The organism is Saccharopolyspora antiqui (assembly GCF_052246905.1).
Taxonomy (GTDB): Bacteria; Actinomycetota; Actinomycetes; order Mycobacteriales; family Pseudonocardiaceae; genus Saccharopolyspora.
This window is the reverse complement of record NZ_JBQQBO010000006.1, coordinates 158021-178464: the sequence shown is the minus strand read 5'-3', so window position 1 is coordinate 178464 and position 20444 is coordinate 158021. Positions and strand designations below refer to the sequence as shown.

At 70.9% G+C, this 20444-nt stretch carries 22 protein-coding genes; 8 read left to right on the top strand and 14 right to left on the bottom strand.

The features are described from left to right. Positions 1–20 precede the first annotated feature (20 nt). Both ACTWQN_RS12960 and ACTWQN_RS12955 read left to right on the top strand, forming a co-directional pair. Positions 21–1010: an NAD-dependent epimerase/dehydratase family protein gene (locus tag ACTWQN_RS12960; RefSeq protein WP_443203669.1), complete on the top strand. Its 990-nt coding sequence runs from the start codon at positions 21–23 to the stop codon at positions 1008–1010. A 95-nt stretch (positions 1011–1105) separates the two neighbouring features. Continuing rightward, positions 1106–1741, top strand: a complete 636-nt coding sequence (locus ACTWQN_RS12955) for an MBL fold metallo-hydrolase (protein ID WP_443203668.1) — start codon at positions 1106–1108, stop codon at positions 1739–1741. 183 nt (positions 1742–1924) lie between these two features. Here ACTWQN_RS12955 and ACTWQN_RS12950 read toward each other — a convergent pair whose 3' ends face one another. The 3 genes from ACTWQN_RS12950 to ACTWQN_RS12940 all read right to left on the bottom strand — a co-directional run bounded on the left by ACTWQN_RS12950 (position 1925) and on the right by ACTWQN_RS12940 (position 4215). After that, a complete protein-coding gene (locus tag ACTWQN_RS12950; protein ID WP_443203667.1) occupies positions 1925–2305 on the bottom strand; it encodes an ATPase in 381 nt (126 codons plus the stop codon). A gap of 94 nt (positions 2306–2399) precedes the next feature. Next, a complete protein-coding gene (locus tag ACTWQN_RS12945) occupies positions 2400–3119 on the bottom strand; it encodes a DUF2334 domain-containing protein (protein ID WP_443203666.1) in 720 nt (239 codons plus the stop codon). Positions 3120–3321: 202 nt separating this feature from the next. Beyond that, positions 3322–4215, bottom strand: coding sequence for a phosphoribosylaminoimidazolesuccinocarboxamide synthase (locus ACTWQN_RS12940; protein WP_443203665.1), 894 nt, complete (start codon positions 4213–4215; stop codon positions 3322–3324). 97 nt (positions 4216–4312) lie between these two features. Between ACTWQN_RS12940 and ACTWQN_RS12935 the strand changes: the two genes are divergently transcribed. Next, positions 4313–4963 carry a TenA family protein gene (locus tag ACTWQN_RS12935; protein WP_443203664.1) on the top strand — a complete coding sequence of 217 codons (651 nt, stop codon included), beginning with the start codon at positions 4313–4315 and terminating at the stop codon, positions 4961–4963. A gap of 70 nt (positions 4964–5033) precedes the next feature. Here ACTWQN_RS12935 and purB read toward each other — a convergent pair whose 3' ends face one another. The 4 genes from purB to ACTWQN_RS12915 all read right to left on the bottom strand — a co-directional run bounded on the left by purB (position 5034) and on the right by ACTWQN_RS12915 (position 9345). Then, positions 5034–6467, bottom strand: a complete 1434-nt coding sequence (purB, locus tag ACTWQN_RS12930; RefSeq protein WP_443203663.1) for an adenylosuccinate lyase — start codon at positions 6465–6467, stop codon at positions 5034–5036. Between the two features lie 92 nt (positions 6468–6559). After that, positions 6560–7390 carry a hypothetical protein gene (locus ACTWQN_RS12925; protein ID WP_443203662.1) on the bottom strand — a complete coding sequence of 277 codons (831 nt, stop codon included), beginning with the start codon at positions 7388–7390 and terminating at the stop codon, positions 6560–6562. Then, positions 7390–7932: an RNA polymerase sigma factor gene (locus ACTWQN_RS12920; RefSeq protein ID WP_443203661.1), complete on the bottom strand. Its 543-nt coding sequence runs from the start codon at positions 7930–7932 to the stop codon at positions 7390–7392. Before ACTWQN_RS12920 ends, ACTWQN_RS12925 begins: the two co-directional genes overlap by 1 nt. Before the next feature lie 186 nt (positions 7933–8118). Next, the gene (locus tag ACTWQN_RS12915; RefSeq protein WP_443203660.1) at positions 8119–9345 is read right to left on the bottom strand and encodes a threonine synthase; all 1227 of its coding nucleotides are present in this window, start codon (positions 9343–9345) and stop codon (positions 8119–8121) included. A 196-nt stretch (positions 9346–9541) separates the two neighbouring features. Between ACTWQN_RS12915 and ACTWQN_RS12910 the strand changes: the two genes are divergently transcribed. The 3 genes from ACTWQN_RS12910 to ACTWQN_RS12900 all read left to right on the top strand — a co-directional run bounded on the left by ACTWQN_RS12910 (position 9542) and on the right by ACTWQN_RS12900 (position 13177). Next, positions 9542–9808 carry a hypothetical protein gene (locus ACTWQN_RS12910; RefSeq protein ID WP_443203659.1) on the top strand — a complete coding sequence of 89 codons (267 nt, stop codon included), beginning with the start codon at positions 9542–9544 and terminating at the stop codon, positions 9806–9808. A gap of 67 nt (positions 9809–9875) precedes the next feature. Then, a complete protein-coding gene (locus tag ACTWQN_RS12905; protein WP_443203658.1) occupies positions 9876–11435 on the top strand; it encodes an ABC transporter transmembrane domain-containing protein in 1560 nt (519 codons plus the stop codon). A 44-nt stretch (positions 11436–11479) separates the two neighbouring features. After that, positions 11480–13177 (top strand): ABC transporter ATP-binding protein, encoded by a 1698-nt coding sequence (locus tag ACTWQN_RS12900; protein ID WP_443203785.1) that lies wholly within the window; start codon positions 11480–11482, stop codon positions 13175–13177. On the opposite strand, the gene ACTWQN_RS12895 is transcribed toward ACTWQN_RS12900, so the two are convergent. The 4 genes from ACTWQN_RS12895 to ACTWQN_RS12880 all read right to left on the bottom strand — a co-directional run bounded on the left by ACTWQN_RS12895 (position 13165) and on the right by ACTWQN_RS12880 (position 15553). Then, entirely contained in the window at positions 13165–13749 is a 585-nt protein-coding gene (locus tag ACTWQN_RS12895; RefSeq protein ID WP_443203657.1) for a TetR/AcrR family transcriptional regulator, read from the bottom strand. The genes ACTWQN_RS12900 and ACTWQN_RS12895 overlap by 13 nt on opposite strands. A gap of 117 nt (positions 13750–13866) precedes the next feature. Next, positions 13867–14190: a DMT family transporter gene (locus ACTWQN_RS12890; RefSeq protein WP_443203784.1), complete on the bottom strand. Its 324-nt coding sequence runs from the start codon at positions 14188–14190 to the stop codon at positions 13867–13869. A gap of 182 nt (positions 14191–14372) precedes the next feature. Next, entirely contained in the window at positions 14373–15023 is a 651-nt protein-coding gene (locus ACTWQN_RS12885; RefSeq protein WP_443203656.1) for a hypothetical protein, read from the bottom strand. Positions 15024–15037: 14 nt separating this feature from the next. After that, complete coding sequence (locus ACTWQN_RS12880; RefSeq protein WP_443203655.1) at positions 15038–15553, bottom strand: SigE family RNA polymerase sigma factor; 516 nt, start codon at positions 15551–15553, stop codon at positions 15038–15040. Positions 15554–15730: 177 nt separating this feature from the next. Here ACTWQN_RS12880 and ACTWQN_RS12875 point away from each other — a divergent pair, with 177 nt between their 5' ends. Together ACTWQN_RS12875 and ACTWQN_RS12870 are read left to right on the top strand one after the other, a co-directional pair. After that, a complete protein-coding gene (locus tag ACTWQN_RS12875; protein ID WP_443203783.1) occupies positions 15731–16744 on the top strand; it encodes a threonine aldolase family protein in 1014 nt (337 codons plus the stop codon). Between the two features lie 76 nt (positions 16745–16820). Continuing rightward, positions 16821–17420: an HAD family hydrolase gene (locus ACTWQN_RS12870; RefSeq protein WP_443203654.1), complete on the top strand. Its 600-nt coding sequence runs from the start codon at positions 16821–16823 to the stop codon at positions 17418–17420. 21 nt (positions 17421–17441) lie between these two features. On the opposite strand, the gene ACTWQN_RS12865 is transcribed toward ACTWQN_RS12870, so the two are convergent. From ACTWQN_RS12865 to purD, 3 genes are all read right to left on the bottom strand, one after another. Continuing rightward, entirely contained in the window at positions 17442–17609 is a 168-nt protein-coding gene (locus ACTWQN_RS12865) for a hypothetical protein (RefSeq protein ID WP_443203653.1), read from the bottom strand. 250 nt (positions 17610–17859) lie between these two features. After that, complete coding sequence (locus ACTWQN_RS12860) at positions 17860–19029, bottom strand: pyridoxal phosphate-dependent aminotransferase (RefSeq protein ID WP_443203652.1); 1170 nt, start codon at positions 19027–19029, stop codon at positions 17860–17862. Positions 19030–19098: 69 nt separating this feature from the next. Then, positions 19099–20361, bottom strand: coding sequence for a phosphoribosylamine--glycine ligase (purD, locus tag ACTWQN_RS12855; protein ID WP_443203651.1), 1263 nt, complete (start codon positions 20359–20361; stop codon positions 19099–19101). Positions 20362–20444: the final 83 nt, after the last annotated feature.

The window sequence follows — 20444 nt, the reverse complement described above, 5'->3', positions numbered from 1 at the left end:
GCTGGGAGCAGTGTGCCGGTATGCGAATGCTGGTACTGGGCGGAACGGTTTTCCTGGGCAACGCGGTGGCGGCCGAGGCGGTTCGGCGCGGACACGACGTCTGCTGCGCCGCCCGCGGTTCGAGCGGCGCCGTGCCCGACGGCGCGAAGCTGATACCTCGCGACCGGGGGCAGGGGCTCGGCGCGCTGGCGGGCGAACGATTCGACGCGGTCGTCGATGTGGCGCGGAATTTCCGCTGGGTGCGGGACGCGCTCGACGCGCTGGGGCCGACGGCCGGGCACTGGAGTTTCGTGTCCACCATCAACGTCTACGCGGACAACGAAACGATTGGTCAGAGCACCGATGGGCAGTTGCTGGACCCGATCACGGACTCCGATGACGTCAGCACGCCCGAGTCCTACGGCGGCATCAAGGTGGCTTGCGAGAACGCGGTGCGCGACGCCGTCGGCGACCGGGCTTTCGTGCTGCGCCCCGGTCTGATCAGCGGGCCCGACGACCGCTCGGACCGGTTCGGGTACTGGCCGACGCGCATCTCACGAGGCGGCCGGGTGCTCGTACCCGACACCCCGGACCAGCCGATCCAGCACACCGATGTGCGCGACCTGGCGGCCTGGATCGTGACCGCGGCGGAGCAACGCACCGCCGGAACCTTCGACTCGGTCGGCCCGACCACCGCGTTGGGCGCGCTGCTCGAAGGGATCGCCGAGGTGGTAGCGCCACCGGGCACCGAACTCGTGGCGGTCGCACCGGAAGCGCTGACCGGGGCGGGCGTGCAGCCGTGGAGCGGACCGAAGTCGTTGCCGCTGTGGCTACCGGCGAGCCACCACGGCGTCGTCTCGCACGACGCGAGTCCCGCCCTGGACGCCGGGCTGCGCATCCGGCCGATCGCCGAGACGGTGTCGGCGACCCTGGCGACCGAGCGCGACCTCGGCCTGGACCGGGAACGCCGGGCCGGTCTCAACCCCGCCGAGGAGGCCGACCTGCTCGCCACGCGCCAGCGGCCTCGGTGACCTTCGGCGCGCTCGTGGCGGCCGCAGCACCGGCTGAGCATGCCGTCGGGGCGTGCGAGAGTTGAGGAGTTCTGGCACTTCGAGGAGGAATCACCGTGCAGATCACCCACTTCGGACACGCGTGCGTGCTGGTCGAGACCGATTCGGCTCGGCTGCTGATCGATCCCGGCGCGTTCTCCGCGGACTTCGAGGACCTCCGCGACCTCGACGCCGTGCTGATCACGCACCAGCACCTCGACCACCTCGACCTCGACCGGCTGCCCGCCCTGCTCGCGGCCAACCCGAACGCCCGCCTGGTGGCCGACCCGGGTTCGGTTCCGGCGATCGCCGAGAAGGGGCTGTCGGCCACCACCGCGCGAGCCGGTGAGTCGCTGGAGCTCGGCGGCGCGGCGGTCAACGTGGTCGGCGGGTCGCACGCGGTGATCCACCCGGACATCCCGGTGGTCGACAACATCGGCTTCATCGTCGACCACGGCGCCTTCTACCACCCGGGCGATTCGTTCTTCGTGCCGGAACAGCGGGTCGACGTGCTCGGCCTGCCGACCGGGGCACCGTGGCTGAAGCTCTCCGAAGCGGTCGACTTCCTGCGCGCGGTGGCGCCGCGAGCGGCGGTGCCGATCCACGAAGCGGTGCTCGCGATGCCGCAGATGCACTACCGCATGTTCGAGCAGCTCGGTCCGAAGGACACCACCGTCGACGTCCTCACCAAAGGCACCCGAACCACCATCTGACCCGGCACGACCGCTGGCGCCCTCCCGGCGTGCACCGGGAGGGCGCTGCGGGCGATTTCGCGCGAAATCGCCACCCACTCCCCACGGGAAGCGTCAATTTCGCGCGAAACCGCTGAGCACCGGCACAAGAGCGCAGAGATGCGGCCGGATTCGGCCCGGTGCGTCCGGCGCCAGTGGACGTGTTCAGCCGTCGAAGCGGTCGTCGTCGTACACGTCGTCGCGGTGGTCGTCGTGCTGGTCGTCCAGGTGGTCATCCCGGTCGTCAAAGTCGTCGTCGAACCGGTCGTCGAACTGGTCGTCCGTGCCGAACTGGTCGTCGCAGTCGTCGAAGCGGTCGTCCGCATCGTCGAAGCGGTCATCGGCGTCGTCGTCGAACCGGTCGTCGTCGACGCACGTCAGCGCTGGTTGGGGGGCCAGGGGCAGGTCGGTCGAGGCTGGTTGGGACGGTCCGATCGGGGCTGGGTTCGCGCCGGGGCCGGAGGCGAGCGCGACTCCGGTGCCGCCGAGGCCCACCAAGGTCACCGCCGCTGCCGCCACCAACCAGGTCCGCTTCGTGTTCCGCATGGTTCCCGTCTTTCGCTCGCTGGGCTTTCTCCCTGATGACAACCAGCATCGATGCCGATCGTGAGGCAGCCCTGAAGCTCGAATGAAGGGATCTTCATCCGCTTTCGCGGTCCGCCGACGCCGATCGGCGGGCGAACGCGGCATAGGTGACCGGCCGCGCGCCGTGGTGCAGCGCCAGGTCGACGGCATCCAGAATCGCCTGCCGCGCACCGGGCTTGCGCAGTTCAGCGGCATCCACCGCGAGCCGGACCAACCGGCCGCGGCGGGCCGCCCGACCGACCCCCAGCACGAGCGCCCGGCACCACCACGGCTCGGCGCGCTCGCCGGGACCGAGCATCCGGATCCGAGCCCGGTGCACCCGACCCGTCGCGAGTTCCCGCACCGCCATCGCGTCGGCGCAGACCGCGAAACCGCGACGCTGCAACGCGGTCACCGTGCCCGGCGAGGCCAGCCAGCGCGGCGGGATGAAGACGTCGGTCCGCAAACCGACCTGCTCCAGCACGGCCGAAGCCGCCACCAGGCGCAGCCCCGCTTCGTGCGCCGGAAGCCGCGCGGCCGGTGCGAGGCGGGCTCGCAGTCCTGGCGAAACCCGGGCGAAGCCGTACATGCTCACGGCGTCCTGCCGCGCCAGGCGCTCGGCCAGCCAGTGCAGCACCGGGGACTGCGCGCCGCGCGCTGCGAGGTGGTCCGGGCGCGGCGCGATCAGCAGGGACAGCGGGACCTGGCGACGGTCCAGGTCCGCGGCGAAGTCCGCGCACTGGTCCAACACCCGGTGGCCCAGCCCGGACAGGGACACCACGAGCGGCGTGCTCACGGTGCCTCATTTGGCCTGGTCCGGGTGTCCAAGACCTGACCGCCAGGTGTCCCCTCGGCGCAAATCCGGCGAACCTCCACGCCGTCACCTTCGACACGCCCGGGCACATCGGGACGCCGACACGCCGATGCCTACCCCCACCGGGCGAAAGCAGCACGTGAGTGGTTGTCCGGGATTTCCCTCCCGAGCACGCCGCGCCTGCTTACTCCGTCGGCGCCAGCCAGTCGGCGAAGGCGCGACCGGTGATCCGCTCGTAGGCCTCGATGTAGCGAGCGCGGGTGGTGGCGATGATGTCGGCGGGCAGCGGGGGCGGCGGGGTGTCCGCCGCGCGATCCCAACCGGAAGCCGCCGAGGTCAGCCAGTTGCGCACGAACTGCTTGTCGAACGACGCCTGCACCTTGCCCGGCTCGTACTCGTCCGCTGGCCAGTACCGCGACGAGTCCGGGGTGAGCACCTCGTCCCCGAGCACCAGGGAACCGTCCGCGGCGAGGCCGAACTCGAACTTGGTGTCCGCGACGATCACGCCGCGCCCGCGCGCGTGCTCCGCGGCCCGCCGGTACACCCGCAACGTCAGATCCCGCAGCTGCGCGGCGCGTTCCGCGCCGACCTGCGCGGCCACCTCCGCGAAGCTGACGTTCTCGTCGTGGTCGCCGATCGCGGCCTTGGTCGCCGGGGTGAAGATCGGCTCCGGCAGCTGGGACGCCTCGGTGAGCCCGTCCGGCAGCCGCACATCGCACACCGCACCGGTGCGCTGGTAGTCGGCGAGCCCGGAGCCGGTGAGGTATCCGCGCGCCACGCACTCCACCGGCAGCATCTCCAACCGACGCACCAGCAGCGCGCGACCGCGCACCTCGCCGGGGATCCGCGGGTCGTCGGCGGCCACCAGGTGGTTGGGCATGACATCGGCGAGCAGCTCGAACCAGAACACGCTCATCGCGGTCAGCACCCGGCCCTTGTCCGGGATCGGCGTTTCGAGCACGTGGTCGTAAGCCGACATGCGATCGGAGGCCACCAGCAGCAGGTGTTCGTCGTCCACGGCGTGCAGCTGGCGAACCTTGCCTGCCGCGATCTGGGGGTAATCGGCGAGTGCAACCACGTGCGAGATTGTCTCGCACCAGGAGTCGGGTACCCGCACGCGGGCCGGGCCGGTGGTATGAACCCGGCATGGCCCATCCGGCGCACAGGAGGATTCCGTGACCGAGACATTCACCGACTGGCTCCGCCAGCGCAGCGAGCCCGACTGGACGGCGGTCGTCACCCACCCGTTCGCCCAGGGCCTGTTCGACGGGCTGGTCCCGGTCGATTCGATGCGTTCCTACCTGGTGCAGGACTACCAGTTCGTGGACGACTTCCTGGCGCTGCTCGGTGCCGGGCTGGCCAGGGCCGACCGCTACTCGTCGCGGCTGGCGATCGCGGGCAGCATCGCCGTGATCACCAGCGAGGAGAACACCTACTTCCAGCGCGCTTTCGACGCGTTGGGGGTTGGCGAGTCGGACCGGGTGCACCCGAAGTTGGACGAGGCGACCGTGGCGTTCCGGGAGCTGATGCGGGACACCAACGCGCGCGGCAGTTACGCCGAGGTGCTGACGGTGCTGACCGTCGCGGAGTGGGCCTACCTGGAGTGGGCGATGCGCGCGCCGGCCGCGCTGCCGGAGAACTTCGTGCACGCCGAGTGGATCGCGCTGCACAACAACCCCGACTTCCAGGGCTGGGTGCAGTGGCTGTGCCGGGAACTGGACCGGGTGGGCGCCGATCTCGACGAACGCGACCGGGCCCGCTGCCTCCGCCTGTTCCAGCAGGCAACCCGCCGCGAACTGGACTTCTTCAACGCCCACTGGCAATGACCCGAACAACCGGCACCCCACCCCCACCCACTGATCGGGCGACTCCGAACCGAACGAGTACTGGGGTGGGTCAGAGGATGTCGGTGGGGTGGTAGGTGGCTGCTTCGGGGTGGCGGGTGGTGATCTTCTCGATCTCGGCCACCACGTCGCCGACCTGGGCGGCCGCTGCGCCGGTGAAGGCGAGGCGGTCCGCCAGCAGGGCGTCCAGTTGGGCGCGGTCCAGTGGTAGGCGGTCGTCGGTGGCCAGGCGGTCCAGGAGGTCGTTGCGCTGCGCGCCCTGCTCGCGCATGTCCAGCGCGACGGCCACCGCGTTCTCCTTGATCGCCTCGTGCGCGGTCTCGCGACCGACACCGGCCCGCACCGCCGCCATCAGGACCTTGGTGGTGCTCAGGAACGGCAGGTAGCGGTCGAGTTCGCGGGCGATGACGGCCGGGAACGCGCCGAACTCGTCGAGCACGGTCAGGAACGTCTCCAACAGCCCGTCGAAGGCGAAGAACGCATCCGGCAGCGCCACCCGACGCACCACGGAGCAGGACACGTCGCCTTCGTTCCACTGGTCGCCGGCCAGCTCGCCGACCATCGAGAGGTAGCCGCGCAGCACCACCGCGAGCCCGTTGATCCGCTCGCAGGAGCGGGTGTTCATCTTGTGCGGCATCGCGCTGGAGCCGACCTGGCCGGGCTTGAAGCCCTCGGTCACCAGCTCGTGCCCGGCCATCAACCGGATCGTGGTGGCCACATTGGACGGTGCGGCGGCGAGTTGGACGAGCGCGGTGAGCACCTCGAAGTCCAGCGAGCGCGGGTAGACCTGGCCGACGCTGGTCAGCGTCCGGCCGAAGCCGAGGTGACCGGCGACGCGGCGCTCCAGCTCGGTGAGCTTCGCGGTGTCGCCGCCGAGCAGGTCGAGCATGTCCTGGGCGGTGCCGACCGGGCCCTTGATGCCGCGCAGCGGATAGCGCGCGAGCAGTTCCTCCAGCCGGTGGAAGCCGACGAGCAGCTCGTCGGCGGCGGTGGCGAAGCGCTTGCCGAGCGTGGTCGCCTGCGCCGCGACGTTGTGCGAGCGCCCAGCCATGACCAGCTCGCCGTACTCACCGGCGAGCTTGCCCAGTCGCGCCAGGACGGCGACCGCGCGGTCCCGGACGTGCTCCAGGCTGCGGCGGATCTGCAGCTGCTCGACGTTCTCGGTGAGATCCCGCGAGGTCATGCCCTTGTGGATCTGCTCATGACCAGCGAGGGCGTTGAACTCCTCGATGCGCGCCTTGACGTCGTGCCGGGTGATCCGCTCGCGGTCGGCGATGGAGTCCAGGTCGACCTGCTCCAGCACCCGCTCGTAGTCGGCCACCGCCCGCTCGGGGATCTCGACGCCGAGGTCGGCTTGGGCGCGCAGCACCGCGAGCCACAACCGGCGCTCCAAGACGATCTTGTGCTGCGGCGACCACAGCTCGACCAGCTCGGGCGAGGCGTACCGGGCGGCGAGGACGTTCGGAATGCTGGGCTTGACCGTCACGAACAGCCAGGATACCGGCGGGGTGCACCCGTTCGGCCCACCCGGTCGGCGGCAGCGCGAACGCTCCCGCCGACCGTGGGTGGTGGCGCAGCTCAGGGTCGCAGTGCGAGCTGGGGATCGGTGGCCAGTGCGATGAGTTCAGGCGAGTCCATCGGCGGCTGGGTCATCGCGTACATCCTCCGCAGTTCACCGTCGCTGAAGTGCGAGGCGGTGGCCACCACGAGCGTGCCATCAGCTCTGAAGTGGTGGACGACGTGGCTCGGCGGGTAACGACCGTCTTCCATGGTGGCAACGCTGTCCACGACGACGGACCCGTCGGCTTGGACGTGCTGCGCGCATTGCAGGATCACGCGAAAAAGCGGGGTACCACATGCTTGCGCAGGCGAGCGTTCGACCGAGCCCGGCGCGAACACGCGCACTGCCAACTCCACCGATACGGCTTTCCCCGGCACTGCCTCGACCGTCCTGGCGAACGCGGCACTCACGTAGACCTCTGCCGGTGGACTGGTCCTCAGCCCAAGCCCGAGACCGGGTTTGGCCCCAGGTTCGGTGGTGAAGTCGCGGACGGCGGGCACCACCTCGGGAACAGCTTCGGCCAGGTACCCCTTGATCCGTTCGCCCTCGGCGACCAGTTGCTGGTCGGTCAGCCGCAACGGAACCATTCCCGTCGGTGCCCAACCGATCGGTTCGGGCACCGCGACCTGCGGCGGGGACGCGGGCGGGACCGTCATGGTGTGCAGCATGCTCGGCGCGGTGGCGGCGCCGACGACCACGACCAGGGTGGCGACTACTGCGCCGATCATGGCGCGGCGCCTGCGCTGCCTGCGCCTGGCCTCGGCGACCAAGTCGTTCGGGCCGAAGCCGAGTGGTGGTTCGTCCGCCACGGCGGCCCGCATTCCCTCGCGCAGCAGTTCTTCCTGCATCACTGGCTCCTCCTCGTAGTCGCGTGGGCCAGGTCGGGATCGGTCCTGGCGATCGCCGCGCGCAGGTTCTCCAGTCCGCGCGACGCCTGGCTCTTGACCGTGCCTTCGGCGCACCCGAGCGCGGCGGCGACCTCGGCGGTCGGCAGGTCCTCCCAGTAGCGCAAGACGAGCACTGCCCGCTGCTTGGGCGGGACCTCGGACAACGCGCGCAGCACCAGGTCCCGGTCCCATGCGCGCAGGCCCGACTCGGCCGGATCGGCGGTGCCGTCACCGGTGTCCGGCAGCGAACCGTCGCGCCGTTCCGCGCGCCGCCACGGGCGGCGGCTTTCGTCGAGCCACACCCGGAGCAGTGCCTTGCGCGCATAGGCGTCCACTGTGGAGCGATCTATTCGCCGCCACGCCCGGTAGAGCTTGAGAAGAGTGTTCTGGACGAGGTCTTCGGCGAGGTGCCAGTCACCGCACAGCAGGTACGCCGAGCGGCGCAACCACAGCGCACGTTCCCCGGCGAACTCGCGGAACTCCTGTTCCTGTTCGGCCCGCATAGAGCTTGTCCCCTTTCCGCGCTACCACCGCTTGAGTACGGGAGCGGACCGGCTGGGGTTGCACGCGGACCGGCGACATCAGCGAGCAGACGACGAAAAGGTCCGTTCGCCGCAGCAGATCTCAGCGAACGGACCATTCTCAGCGGCGTTGCGGTGACCTCACGAAGTCGCCGTCGCGCCGGGTGCTCAGAGACCGGTGTCCCAGAGCGGGGAGTCGGCGGGGATCAGCGGGAGGTCGGCGGGGACGAAGTCCGGGTATTTCTGGCCCGCTCCGGTGTTGAACAGCACGACGCGGTCCGCGTCGTGCACCGCGCCGCTGCTGCGCAGCCGCCGCAGCGCGGCCAGCGTCGCCGCGCCCTCCGGCGCCGGGTAGACGCCCTCGGCCGTCGCCATCTCCCGGGTGGCCGCGCGCATCTCCTCCTCCGACACCGACACCGCGGTGCCACCGGAAGCGCGCACCGCGTCGAGGATCAGGTAGTCGCCCACCGCGACCGGCACGCGCAGGCCGCTGGCGTCGGTGGTCGCGTCCTCCCAGCGCGGCGCGTGCCGCTCACCGGTGTCGTGGGCGCGCACGATCGGCGCGCAGCCCTCGGCCTGGACCACCACCATGCGGGGCCGCTTGGCACCGATCCAGCCGAGCGCCTCCAGTTCGGCGAACGCCTTCCACATGCCGACCAGGCCGGTGCCGCCGCCGGTCGGGTAGATCACCACGTCCGGCAGTTCCCAGCCGAGCTGTTCGGCCAGTTCGTAGCCGAGCGTCTTCTTGCCCTCGACGCGGTAGGGCTCCTTGAGGGTGGACACGTCGAACCAGCCGCGCGCCGCCGAACTCGTCTTGACCAGCTTTCCGGCGTCGTCGATCAACCCTTCGACCAGCCAGGTGTCGGCGCCGGAAACCACCGCCTCGACCTGGTTGATGCGCGGGCAGTCGACGGGCATCACAACACCGGCGGCAAGTCCGGCGCGGGCCGCGTAGGCGGCGAGCGCACCGCCCGCGTTGCCCGCCGAAGGGGCGGCGACAGCAGCCGCGCCGAGCTCACGAGCGCGGGACACCGCGGCCGACATGCCGCGGGCCTTGAAGCTCCCGGTCGGGTTCTGGCCCTCGTCCTTGATGCGGACGTCGGCGATCCCGAGCGATGCGGCGAGCTTCGGCGCGGTCAGCAGCGGGGTGAAGCCTTCGCCGAGGCTGACGATGTTCTCGTGGTCGCGGATCGGCAGGAGCTCGCGGTACCGCCACATGGTCGACTCGCGGGACGCGAGGTCATCCGGCCCGAGGGTGACCTTCGTCAGGTCGTAGCGCGGGTAGAGCACCTTTTCGCATTCGGTGCACAACCGGTGGGGTACGTCCGCGTCGTAGGTCTGTCCGCAGTAGGTGCATTCGAGGTGGGTCAGCGTGCTGCCGGTGGAAGTCGCCATGACGGCATCCTCGCTGGCGGCACCCACCAGGTCCAGCCCGCCCCCGGGCACCGACCGACCGTCCGGCAGGCGGACCGCCCCGCGCCGCGACGCACATTAATTCAAACCTAAATAATCCAACGGATGCTGGACGCGCCCAAAAGGTGAACATATCGTTGGTGCACATCGAATGGCGCGAACAAAGGGATTCGAACGGATGATCAGCGACGTCTTCCGCGATGAAGGGCAGGACGTGTTCTGGATCGTCGGCTCAGGTTGCATCGTGCGGCATGCCACCACGCTTCGCCCCGGCGCCGTGTACGCAGGTCAGCAAATACCGTCCCTGTGCGACGTCCGGCTGAAAGTTCCGCAGCCCACCCCGAGCGGCCGGGAGCCGAGCACCAAACCGATCACCGACAAATGCCCGGAATGCGCGCGGAAAGCGACCGACTCCGCTTTCTCGGAAATAACCTGGGACTTCTGACGCACCGCGCCCGTCGGTAAAAATCGGTCGCCGCGCGACGGGCCGTTGAACTAGCGTCGGTGCCGCTATGGCACCGAGCAGTTCATCCCGATTCCTGTGGTCTTTGCTGGCGCAACGGCCCGGCTTGCTGACCCTCGCGACGATCTCCGGTGCGTTGTGGATGCTGCCGACGGCGCTGCTGCCGCTGGTCGTCGGTGCGGCGATCGACGCCGGGATCCGCAACCACGACAGCGGTGCGCTGCTGCGCTGGGTGCTGGTGGTGCTCGGTCTCGGTGCCGCGCAGATGCTCGCCGCGGGCATCCTGAACTGGGCCTCGCACACGCTTTGGCTGCACGGCACGGCGAGCGCGCAGCGGGTCGTGCTGGCGCACGTGGTGCGCCTCGGCGGCACGCTGACGCGCAAGGTCCGGGCCGGTGAGGTGGTCGCGGTCGGCGCATCGGACATCTACCGCATCGGCGGGTTCTTCGAGGTGATCGGCCGGGCGACCGGCTCGCTGGTGTCGTTCGCGGTGGCCGCGATCGTGGTGCTCTGGATCTCGCCGATCATGGGCGTCGTGGTGCTGATCGGCGTGCCGCTGGCGACGGTGGGCATCGGCCCGCTGCTGCGCCCGCTGCGCCGCCGCGAGGAGACCCATCGGGAACGGCTGGGCCAGGTCAGCGCCCAGGCCGCGGACATCGTGTCCGGGCTGCGCATCCTGCGCGGCATCGGTGGCGAATCCCGCTTCCACGCGCGGTTCGTGGCCGCCAGTCGGCAGGTCCGGGAAGCCGGGGTGGCCGCCGGGCGGATCGAGGCTTGGCTGGCCGGTGCGGAGATCCTGCTGCCTGGCATGGTCACGGTGCTGGTGACCTGGCTCGGCGCGCGGCTGGCGCTCGACGGGACGATCAGCGTCGGCCAACTCATCGCGTTCTACGGCGTGTCGGCGTACCTGGTGATCCCGGTGCGCACCGCGACCGAGACGTCCTACGCGTGGGCCTCGGCGCTGGTCGCGGCCGGTCGCGCCCGGGCCCTGCTGCGGTTGGCTCCCGAACCGGCGCCGCCGGAGCGGCCGAAGCGGCTGCCGCCCGGCCCGCTGGAGCTGTTCGACGAATCCACCGGACTGCGGATCCCGGCGGCCGAACTCACCGTGATCGACGCGGGCGAGCAGGCCGAGGCGCTCGCCGAACGCCTCGCCGGGCAGGTGCGCGCCGGTGGCGTGCCGCTGGCCGACGTCGAACCGGATGAGCTGCGTCGTCGAATCGTGTTGGCGCACAACCAAGATCTGCTGTTCTCCGGACCGGCTCGCGCCGAACTCGACCTGGGCCGCGGGGTGGACCTCGAACGCGCCCTGCACGCCGCCGACGCTCACGAAGCGCTCTCGGCGCTGCCGACCGACGAAGTGCTGGACGAACGGGCCCGCTCGCTCTCCGGTGGCCAGCGGCAACGCCTGCTGCTGGCCCGCGCGCTCTGCGCGGACGCGGACGTGCTGGTCCTGGACGAGCCGACCTCGGCGGTCGACGCGCACACCGAGGCGCGAATCGCCGAACGGGTCAAGGAGTTCCGGCGCGGCCGAACCACGGTGGTGTTCAGCCAGAGCCCGCTGTGGGCCGCGGTCGCCGACCGGGTGCTGGAAGCGGGAGCGACGACGTGACCACCAGATTGCCGCTGGCCGACGCGGCCGCGGTTCGCCGCTGGATGTGGCGCACGCTGCTGATGCACCGCCGCCGCTTCGCCGCGATGCTGCTGCTGTACGGCGTGGCGACGCTCGTCGGGCTGGTCGGCCCGCAGGTGCTCGGCGTCCTCGTCGACGGCGTGCTCACCGGCACCACGACCGAGCGGGTGGACCTGCTCGCCGGGGTGTTCCTGGTGATCCTCGTGGTGCAGGCGCTGCTGGTGCGCGCCGCGCGGGTGCGGGCGGCGTTGCTCGGCGAGCACCTGTTGGCGGAATCGCGCGAAGGCATGGTCGGTCACGCGCTGCGCTTGCCGCTGGGCACCGTCGAGGCCGCGGGTAGCGGTGACCTGCTCAGCCGCGCCACCACCGATGTCGACCGCCTCGACCACACGGTCCGCAGTGCCGTCCCCGAGATCACCACGGCGCTGACCGCGGTGGCCCTGACCGGCACCGCGATGGTCCTGACCGCGCCGCTGCTGGCCTGCGGAATGCTCGTCGCGGTGCCGCTGATGGTGTTCAGCACGCGGTGGTACTACCCGCGTTCGCTGCCCGTCATCCGGCGGATCATGGCGAACTGGGCGGACGTGCAGTCCAGCATGCACGAATCCGTCGAAGGCGCCCGAACCGTCGCGGCCCTGCGGCTGGGCAGGCGCCGCATCGCGCGCAACGAGCAGGTGCTCGGCCGCGCGGTGGCCGCCGAGAAGCGGGACCGGTTCCTGCTCACCATGTGGCTGCCGTGCCTGGAGCTGTCGTACGTGCTGCCGATCGCCGCGATCCTGCTGATCGGCGGTTGGGCCTACCAGGCGGGCATCGCCGACCTCGGCACGATCACCACCGTGGTGCTCTACGCCCAGGCGATGGCGAATCCGTTCGACGAGCTGTTCATGTGGCTGGAAGAGCTGCAGGTCGGCCACACGGCGCTGCAACGGATCCTCGGCGTCCGCGAGGCCCCGGCGGCCGACGATTCGCCGCGCCGCGCCGACACCGACGGGCAGCGCGATCTCGTCCTCCGCGACGTGCGCTTCTCCTACCGCCCGGACCGGGAGGTCCTGCACGGCATCGACCTGGCCGTGCCAGCCGGAGCGCGGTTGGTCATCGTCGGTCCCTCCGGCGCCGGGAAGTCCACGCTCGGCCGGTTGATCGCCGGGATCAGCCGACCGGACTCCGGGTCGGTCGCCTTCGGCAGCACCGAACTCACCGAGCTGTCCACCGAGCAGCTGCGCCGCCAAGTGGTGCTGCTGACCCAGGAACAGCACGTGTTCGCCTGCCCGCTGCGGCAAAACCTCACCCTGTCGGATCACGAACTGACCGACGACCAGCTGACCGATGCGCTCGGGACCGTCGGTCTGCTGGAGTGGGTGGCGGCGCTTCCCGACGGCCTGAACACCGTGCTCGGCCCCGGCGGCCAGCCGGTTCCGGCGGCGCGCGCCCAGCAGCTCGCGCTGGCGCGGGTGCTGCTCGCCGATCCGCACACCGTGGTCCTCGACGAGGCGACCTCGCTGCTGGACAACATCACCTCCCGCGAGCTGGAGCGGTCGGTTTCGACGCTGCTCAACGGCCGAACGGTGATCGCGATCGCGCACCGGCTGCACACCGCGCGCAGCGCCGACCAGGTGGCCGTGATGTCGGACGGCCGCATCGTCGAGCTCGGCAGCCACGCCGAACTGCTCGCCGCCGACGGTTCGTACGCCCGGCTGTACCGGGTGGCTCAGCCGAGCTGAGAGCGCAGCATCCGACGGGCCGCGCCGCGCGGGTCGGGATCGCTTTCGATCAGCGCGTTCACCACCGCGCCGTCCACCAGCGCGATCAGTTCGAGCAGCCGGTCGTGGCTGACGTCCATATCGCTGCGGGCGAAGATCTCGGCCAGCAGATCGTGCAGTTCGGCGCCGAGCTCGCGCATCAGCGGCGCCAGGTAGGGGCGGCGCGGCGAGCCGACCAGCCGCTCGTAGCGCAGCAGCACCGGCTCGGCGCCGCCATCGCGCGATCCGGTGCCCAGCAGCAGGTCGAGCATCAGCTCGATCACCGCGGCGGTGCTGCGGGGCTGTTCGGCGAGCTCGTCCAGCCGGGCCCGGCCTCTGGCGAGCTCCTGCCGCGCCTCGTGTTCGACCGCGGCGCTGATCAGGTCGTCCAGCGACGAGAAGTAGTAGGTGGTGGAGGCCAGCGGCAGACCGGCGCGTTCGGCGACCGCGCGGTGCCGCACCGCGTCGAAGCCGCCCTCGGCCAGCAGCTGCGCGGCGGCCAGTACCAATGCCTGCCGTCGCCGCTCGCCCTTCGGGGTACTGGCCGCTGTCATACCTGTCGATCCTATGCGTCGGCGGCCACGAGGTGGTTACCGCTGAGATTCGTCTCCACCACCGGAAGCCCACGTTGGATTTTCGCGATGCGCAACCGCGTTTCGACCGGCGTTGGTTCAGTGGCCGACGCCGGAGAGGTTCAGGCCGATCACACCGGCGACGATCAGCACGATCGAGACCAGCTTGAGCACCGAGAAGCCGTCGCCCAGCCACACCATGCCGACGACAGCGGTCAAGGCCGCGCCGATACCGGTCCACACCGCGTACGCCGGGCCGGCGGGCAGCACCCGCATCGCGTAGGCCAGGCCCGCGAAGCTCACCGCGGCCAGGACCAGGAACGAGACCGTCGGAATCAGTCGGCTGAAGCCGTGCGAGAGCTTGAGCGAGATCGCCCAGCCCGCTTCGAACACTCCCGAGACCATCAGGATGATCCAGGCCATCATCGCCGGACGTCCTTCCCTCTTATCCACCAGCAGAACTAGTACTAACGTACCAATAATTTGGTACATCTGTACCGTTCCAGTGCGGGACGACACCACGCTTCAGCGTTTCCACAGGTCAGGCGCCAAGACTTCGCTGACGGCCGTTGCCGCCCAACGACTCGCGAACGTTGCCGAACCGATCAGAACTGGGCGGCCAGACCACCCGCGATCGAGGCGAGCCGGGCGCCGAAGGGCGCCGCCGGGGACCCCGCCTCCGGGTCGCTGAGCACCACGATCAGCTTGCCGCTGCGCGCCTGTCGGACCGACTGCTCGGTGCCGTCCGGGCGCCGCAGGTCACCGGGCTTGGCCTGATCCGGCGCAACCGCGCCCACCGGGCTCACGATCACCGTGACGCTGCCCACCGAACTCCCGTCGCGCAGCTGGAAGGACGCCGACTTGGCACCCGAGGGGCACGGGCTGGCCGCGACCGGGGCCGTCCCGGCGGCCTCCGGCAACTGCCTGGTCACCGCGGCCGCGAGCTGCGCGTCCGGTCCGCACGACCCGCCGCGGTTCTCCAGCACGCCCGGCCCGTCGGTTCGCGGGGTGATCGGCGCGGTCTCCTGCCCCGAATGGCTCGCGACGGTGCTGCTCGACGGCGTGAACAGGCCGGTGCCCACCCCGATGCCGCCCACCAGCACCGCTGCGGCGACCACTGTTCCCCCCACCGCCGCCACCCGGCGACGCGCCGTGATCCGCCGCGACGCCCGTGCCACGTCCTGCTCGTCGAACGAGGCTGGAGGAACGGACCGCACCGAATCACGAAACAGCTCTTCGAGCTTGCGCTCGTCCACCTACCCGCACCTCCTCACGCCGACCGCAGGTCGCCGAGCTCGTCGCCCAGCGCCTCGCGCAACGCCGCCAACCCCCGGGCGCACTGGCTCTTGACGTTTCCCTCGCTGCACCGCATGACCGCCGCGACCCCCGCGACGTCCAGCCCCTCCAGGAATCGCAGCACCAGGACCGCGCGCTGCTTCGGCGGCACCTTCTGCAACCCCGCTAGCAGGGTCTGCCTGGTGGCCACCGAGGAATCCACGTCCGGCGAGTCCGCCGGACGGTCCGGCAGCACCTCCGCGGCGTGCTCCCGCCGCCACGGCCGCCGGGACTCGTCGATCACCGCACGGGTCAGTGTGCGGCGCACGTAGGCGTCCAGCGCGCCTTTGTCGCGAACTTTCCGCCAATGCCGGTGCAGCGCGATGAACGCGGTCTGGGCGAGATCGTCCGCGCGGTGCCAATCACCGCACATCATGTACGCCATTCGACGCACCGCCTCCCGCCGAGCCACGAAGTACTCCGCGAACTCCTGCTCTTCGCGTTGGTCCACGCGGAACTCTCCGCTCGTCCGTGCCTGCACCTGTGGGACGGGATCCCCGGCACCAACCGTTGCACGCATCGTGCCCGGCGATCCACCCTGTGATTGATACCGCAGTCGGCACATCGGTGTCCGCAGGGCCATTGCCTGAACCCGGTGTGGATGTGGTGTGATCTGTTCGTGACCAACATGGCACCGATCGACCTCCGCTCAGATACGGTCACGCGTCCCGACGAGCAGATGTCCGCGGCCATGGCTGCCGCTGAAGTCGGCGACGACGTGCTCGACCACGACCCGACGATGCGTGCGCTGGAGGAACGTGCCGCTGGGCTGCTCGGCACCGCTGCCGCGCTGTGGGTGCCCAGTGGCACGATGGGCAACCTGATCGCCCTGATGCTCCACCTTAAGCGCGGCGACCGATTCCTCGCGCCGCACGCCGCGCACGTGCTCAACCACGAACTCGGCACGGCCGCCTGGCTGGCCGGTGGCATGCCCGAGCCGCTGGAGTGGACCGCCGGGCCGGGCCGCCCGACGGCCGACGTGGTGCGCGCGCAGGCCGACGCCAACACCGGCTACGACATGCTGCGCACCACGCTGCTGTGCCTGGAGAACACGCACAACGGCGCGGGCGGTGCGGTGCTGCCGCCGCACGAGCACGCCCAACTGGTGGCGGCAGCCCGCGACAGCGGTCTGCGGGTGCACCTCGACGGCGCCCGGATCTGGAACGCCTCGGTCGCCCTCGGGGTGCCGCCAGCCGCGTTGACCGTCGGCGTCGACAGCGTGCAGGCCTGCCTGAGCAAGGGTCTCGGCGCGCCGGTCGGCTCCGTCGTCGCGGGCAGCGCGGAGTTCATCACCGAAGCTCGCCGGGTGCGCAAGATGCTCGGCGGTGGGGTCCGGCAGGGCGGGGTGCTGGCCGCGGCCGGGCTCGTCGCGCTGGACCGCATCGAAACGCTCGCCGAGGACCACGACAAGGCCCGCGCGCTCGCCGAAGGCCTGGTCGAGCTGGGTTGGGAGATCACCGCCCCGCAGACCAACATCCTGCTCGCGGCGGTCCCCGACGTGCAGCTCACGCTGCGACGCCTGGCCGCGGTAGGGGTGCTGGCGGTTCCGATGGAGGGCCGGATCCGCTTCGTGGCGCACCGCGACGTGTCCAAGGCCGACATCGAGGAGACGCTGCGCCGGATCGGCGAAGCCCGGATCTGACCGGCATCGCCCACGTGGCACGGCGGTGCGGCACTACCTGCGTGGATCGAGTTCGACAACGGGGCTGGGAGGGCACATGGTGCGTTGGGTCGTGTTCGACTACGGCGAGGTGATCAGTCGGCGAACCGGGGCGCTGCCCGCGATCGCGGCGCTGCTCGGCGTCGGGCCGACGGAGTTCGAGGAGGCCTACTTCGCCGAGCGCACCGCCTACGACTGGGGCCGCCCCGACCTGGAGTACTGGCAGGCGGTGGCGGCGCGGCTGGGCAAGACCGTCGACGCGGCGTTGTCGGCGCGGCTGACCCGCGCCGACATCACCGGTTGGCTGGAGACCGCGCCGGAAACGCTGCGCCTGCTCGAAGAACTGCACCAGCAGGGCGTCACGATGGCGGTGCTGTCCAACGCGCCGTCGTCGTTCGGGCGGGTGGCCGAGCAGGAGACCTGGGCGCGGTTGTTCAAGCACCTGATCTTCTCCGGAGATCTGCGCGTGGCGAAACCCGACGCGCAGATCTGGCGGCACCTGCTCGACACGATCGACGCCCCGGCGGCGGAGTGCCTGTTCTTCGACGACCGCCAGGAGAACGTCGACGGTGCCCTGGTGGCCGGTCTGCACGCCGAACGCTGGCAGGGCGCGGCAGCGGCGCGCGACACCCTCCGAACCCACGGCGTCCTCCCGTGAGCGACCCCGTGGCGCAGCTGATCAGGGTTTGATCTGCTTGTTGCGGTCGCGGGCCCAACCGATCGCTGCGGTGGCGACGAAGAGCACGCCGCCGATCACGGCGAGCCAGAACAGGCCCTTGATGACGAAGCCCGCCACCGAGATCACCAGCCACAGCAACAGCAGCCCGCCGATCACCTTCCACAACATCGCAAGCACCTCAGCTCGGCCGCAGAAATCCGTACCACCCTCAGCCTGCCAGATGCAGCGCCCGCGGCGACCCACCGAAGCCGCACAACCAGGGAAAACTCAGGGAAACCCGGAGACCCTCGACCAAGCGCACAACCGGACTCCACCCACGGCTCGGGGCCTATTCAGGTGAGGGGTGAGGGGCACCCGTGACCAAGTAACTGGGTCACAGGTGCCCTCACCTCGTCCCCTTCACCCGGTGGTGACGTGCTCACGGTAGCCAGCGGGCCAGGCGGTCCAGGGCTTCCGCGATGTCCTCGGTGCTGCCCGCGAACGACATCCGCGCGAAGCGGTGGCCTCGTACCGGGTCGAAGTCCACGCCGGGCACCAGGGCGACCCCGGTTCCGTCGAGCAGCCGTCGGCAGAACCCGGTGGCGTCGTCGGTGAGGTGGCCGACGTCGGCCCACGCGTAGAACGCGCCATCGGCCGGGGCCACCCGCGTGATGCCGAGCTCCGCGAGCCCGCGCAGCAGCAGCTCCCGATTGGTGCGGTAGCGCTCGACGTGCGCGCTGACCTCGGCGTACGCGCCTGGGGAGAACGCCGCGATGGCGCCGTACTGGGACAGCGCGGGCGGGCAGAGCGTGAAGTTGCCGGTCAGCGAATCCACCGCGCGGCGCAGCCGTGGCGGCACCAGCATCCAGCCCAGCCGCCAGCCGGTCATGGACCAGAACTTGGAGAACGAGTTCACCACGATCGATTCGCGGGAGAACTCCCAGGCCGAGTGCAGCGGCTCCGCGTAGCTGAGGCCGTGGTAGATCTCGTCGCTGATCAACTGCACGCCGTTCGCCGCGCACCACCGCGCCAGCCCAGCCAGCTCGTCGCGGGCGAGCACGGTCCCGGTCGGGTTGGCCGGGCTCGCCACGACCAGGCCCCGCACCGGCTCGTCCAGCGCCGCCAGCATCGCGACCGTCGGCTGGAACCGCGTCGCCTCGTCGCACGGCAGCTCCACGACCTCGCAGCCCAGCGCCGACAGGATGTTCCGGTAGGCCGGGTAGCCGGGGCGGGCCAGCGCGACCCGGTCCCCGGCGTCGAAGGCGCTGAGGAACGCGAGCAGGAAAGCGCCGGAGGCACCGGTGGTCACCACGACGTCATCGGAGTGCACCGGCAGTCCGTGGGAACGGTCGTAGTGCCCGGCGATCGCCTCCCGCAGCTCGGGCAGCCCGAGCTGTTCGGTGTAGCCGAGCGCGTGGTGGTGCAGTGCCTGCGCGGCGGCTTCGCGGACGGCCTTGGGTGCGGGTGTGGCGGGCTGACCAGCGGCCAACGAGACGACATCGCCTTTCGCGCGCTGCCGCGCGGCGGCCGCGGAGAGGACCTCCATCACTTGGAACGGGGCGACGTCCGCCCGCTGCGCGGCGGCGAACGCGGAGTGCTGACTGAGCATGGGCCCAGCGTGCCAGCAACTCGTCCTGGATGGGGCCGGGCCGATCTCGCGCGAAATCGGCACCACTCGCTAGGCGGTCGGGATGGCGACCTCGCCGTGCACCGCGCGCAGCGCGATGTCGGTGCGGAAGTGCGAGCCGGGCAGGTGCACGCCGGAAACCCGCCGGTACACCTCTTCGCGGGCCGAGGCCAGGTCCTCACCGGTGGCCACCACCGACAGCACGCGTCCGCCAGCCGACAGCACCGCGCCGTCCTCCCGGCGCCGGGTTCCGGAGTGCAGCACGCCCCGGGCATCGCTGCCCTGGATCACGTCGTCGACGCGCGGCCGCCCGGGATAGCCGTCCGCCGCCACGACCACGGTCACCGCCGCACCGGACTCCCACTCCAGCGGCGGGTGCCCGGCGAGTTCGCCACGCGCGACCGCGCTGAACAGCCCCGCCAGCGGCGTGTCCAGCAGCGCCAGCACGGCCTGGGTCTCCGGGTCGCCGAACCGGCAGTTGAACTCGATCACCTGCGGACCGGCGGAGGTCAGCGCGAGACCCGCGTAGAGCAGCCCGGAAAACGGTGTGCCGCGGCGGGCCAGTTCGTCGACCGTCGGCTGCACGATGGTGCGCACCACGGTGTCGACCAGGTCCTCCGGTGCCCACGGCAGCGGGGCGTAGGCACCCATGCCGCCGGTGTTCGGGCCCGCGTCGCCGTCGCCGACCCGCTTGAAGTCCTGCGCGGGCACCAGCGGCACCACCGTGGTGCCGTCCACCAGGCAGAACAGCGACGCCTCCGGGCCGTCGAGGAACGATTCCAGCAGCACCGGGTGGCCACCGTCGAGGAGCTTGAGCGCGTGCGCCCGCGCCGCGTCGAAGTCGCCGGTCACCAGCACGCCCTTGCCAGCGGCCAAACCGTCGTCCTTGACCACCCAGGTGGGGCCGAAGTGCGCCAGCGCGGCGTCCAGCTTCGCGGGGTTGTCCACCACTTCGCTGTGCGCGGTCGGCACCCCGGCCGCGAGCATGACGTCCTTGGCGAACGCCTTGGAGCCTTCGATGCGCGCCGCCTCCTTGGACGGGCCGAAGCAGGCGATGCCCGCTGCCCGGACCGCATCGGCGGCACCTGCCACCAGTGGCGTCTCCGGGCCGAAGACGACGAGGTCGGCACTCCACTTGGCGGCCAGTTCGGCCACGTCGTCGGGCTTGGCGACGTCGACGCCGTAGGTCTCGGCGAGCGCGGCGGTTCCCGCGTTTCCGGGCGCGCAGGCCAGCGCGGTCACGGACGGGTCGCGGGACAGCGCCAGCACGATCGCGTGTTCCCGGCCACCGCCACCGATCACGAGGATTCGCACAAATCGCAGCGTAGAGCGTGCGGCACGCCACGCTGGCGCTGCCCCCGGCAATCCTGCGGAGGCTTTATCAACTTCGCGGTAAC